The 2,495-nt window shown below is 70.2% G+C and carries 3 protein-coding genes; all 3 read right to left on the bottom strand.

Annotated elements, in window-relative coordinates; genetic code table 11:
- Positions 1-509, bottom strand: a 509-nt coding sequence (locus GJ693_RS15405; protein WP_156257128.1) for an alcohol dehydrogenase catalytic domain-containing protein, incomplete at its 3' end; no start/stop codon positions are given.
- 2 nt (positions 510-511) lie between these two features.
- Entirely contained in the window at positions 512-1,270 is a 759-nt protein-coding gene (locus GJ693_RS15410) for an enoyl-CoA hydratase/isomerase family protein (RefSeq protein ID WP_156257129.1), read from the bottom strand.
- Positions 1,267-2,334, bottom strand: coding sequence for a CaiB/BaiF CoA transferase family protein (locus GJ693_RS15415; protein ID WP_156257130.1), 1,068 nt, complete (start codon positions 2,332-2,334; stop codon positions 1,267-1,269). The genes GJ693_RS15410 and GJ693_RS15415 overlap by 4 nt, the downstream gene beginning before the upstream one ends.
- Positions 2,335-2,495: the final 161 nt, after the last annotated feature.

The following is a 2,495-nucleotide window of genomic DNA, read 5'->3' on the forward strand; positions in this document are numbered from 1 at the left end:
ACCACGTGCGCCCCCATGTGCGCCGCCAGCTGCACGGCCGCCCGGCCCATGCCGCCGCCAGCACCTGTCACCAGCACGCGCTCGCCAGGCTGCAGCCGGCCGCGCTCCACCAGCCCGACCCAGGCGGTGAGCGCGCCGACGGTGAAGGCGGCGGCTTCGGCCAGGCTCAGCCCATCAGGCACGGCCCGCAGCCCGCGTGCTGGCAGCGTGATGCGCTCCGCCATCAGGCCGCTGCGCGCGCCCAGCATCACCGCCTTGCCCACCCAGTCTTCCGCGCCGGCACCGGCTGCGATCACCGTGCCGCTGCCCTCGGTGCCGGGGATGAAGGGCAGCTCCGGCTTGTACTGGTATCCGCCTTGCAGCATCAGATAATCGGGGAAGTTGAGGCTGGCATGGCTCACCGCCACCAGCACCTCGCCGGGGCCAGGGGCCGGCGGTTCCGGCCAGTCGCCGTGCAGGGCAAGCCCCGACAGATCGGGCGAGAGCCTGGAACAGACGGCAGCGCGCATCTTCAGGCCCTGAACTGCGGCGGGCGCCGCTCCACGAACGCGGCGGCGCCTTCGGCGAAATCCGCGCCCCCAAACGCCGCCGCAAAGATGGCCAGCGTCTCCGCGTCGTCCAGCGTCTGCCCGTCCAGCACGCGGCGCACGAAGCCCTTGGCGGCACGCGTCGAGTGGCGGGATGCGGCGACGATGGCATCCTTGATGCACGACGGCCCACCGGCCAGCAGCTCCACCAGGCCGATGCGGTGCGCCTCGTCGGCATCGAGCAGTGCCCCGGAAAACAGCAGGCGCTTGGCCTGCCCCGGCCCGACCAGATCGACCAGCAGTCTCACATCGTGGAGCGGATAGACGATGCCCAGTTTCGCCGGCGTGATGCCGAAGCGCGCCGACGCCGTCGCGATGCGGATATCGCAGGCCAGTGCCAACCCACAGCCGCCGCCAACGGCATCCCCCTCCACATAGGCGATGGTGGGCAGTGGAAAGCGCGACAATTCATGCTGGGCGCGGTTGATCGCGGCCTGGTTGGCGGCCAGCCACTCGGCATCATCCTTGTTGGCGAGCAGTTCGGCGATATCAGCGCCCGCGCAGAAGGCCCCGCCCGGATGCGCCGCCTGTACCAGCAGCAGGCGCAGATCGGGCAAGGCCGCCGCCTCGGCCAGCAGGTGCGGCAGCGCCTGCCACATCGCCAGCGTGAAGGCGTTGCGCTTGTCCGCGCGGTCGATCAGCAGCCGCGTGATCGGCCCATCGCTTTCAAGGCGCAGGCTCATGGCGTGTCTCCTTCCAGGGCGGGTACCGGGCCGGGCGCATAGGTCTCTCCGGCAAAGCGGATCGCTGGTGCGATGTGGATGCCGTTCAGCAGCCCGCGTTCGGCGATGTGGGGCTGGGCAAAGGCTTCGGCGAAATCCAGCACCGGGGCATAGGCGACATCGAGGCCGGCCATGAAAGCGTCCCATGCATCGCGACTGCGGGTCAGGAACGTTTCGCGCAGGAAGGCGATCAACGGGGCCTGTGCTTCCCCAGCCTCGGCTTCAGCCAGCGCGATCAGATCAGGCCGCCCCAGTGCCGTCAGCAGCGCGCGGGCGAATTTGATCTCGCGCCCGCCCAGCACGACATGGCGGCCGTCGGCGCATTCATAGACATTGTAGAACCCCGCCCCGCCCAGCGAGCGCTGGTTGTCGGTGCGCGGGCTCGGTCCGCCGGCCAGCGCGCTGCCGGCGATATGCGCGCTCCACGGCAACAGGCTGTCGAACATGGCGATGTCGATATGGTCGCCCAGCCCCGTCTTCTCGCGCCCGATCAGCGCCATCAGCACCGCCGAAAGCCCGGTCAGCCCGGCCGCCACATCGGCCGCCGCCACGCCGGGCACCACCGGCGGGGCGCCGTTCACGCTGAGAAACCCGGCCAGCGCCTGCACCGCCATGTCGTGCGCCGGGTGCTGGGAGAGCGCGCCGGTCTGGCCAAAGGCCGAAATCGAGCAATAAACGATGCGCGGGTTCAGCGCCTGCACCGCCGCCCAGTCAAAGCCCAGGCGCGCCATCACGCCGGGGCGGAAGCCTTCCACGAACACATCGGCACCGCGGATCAGATCGGCTAGCGCCGACGTGCCGGCTTCGCTCTTCAGATCGAGCACCACGCTGGCCTTGCCGCGATTGAGATTGGCAAACCAGATGCTCTCGCCATTCGCGAACGGCCCCTGGCTGCGCGCCGGATCGCCGACGGCAGGCTCTACCTTGATCACCTCGGCGCCCTGATCAGCCATCATCACGGTCAGCATCGGGCCGGGCAGGAACTGCGTGAGATCGATGACGCGGATGCCAGAAAGCTTGCCCATGCCGCAGTCCACCCCGGCGCGCGCCGCGCGTCAACCTGCGACAGTGGCAGGCTCAGGCCAGTGCGGCGGCAATCGCCCGGTTGGTCTCGCGCGCGGCATCCAGCGGCGCCAGGTGGCCGCCGCCGCGAATGAGGCCGGTCGCCAGCCCCGCCTGACCCAGC

It is taken from the genome of Sandarakinorhabdus oryzae (assembly GCF_009733735.1).
Taxonomy (GTDB): Bacteria; Pseudomonadota; Alphaproteobacteria; order Sphingomonadales; family Sphingomonadaceae; genus Sandarakinorhabdus; species Sandarakinorhabdus oryzae.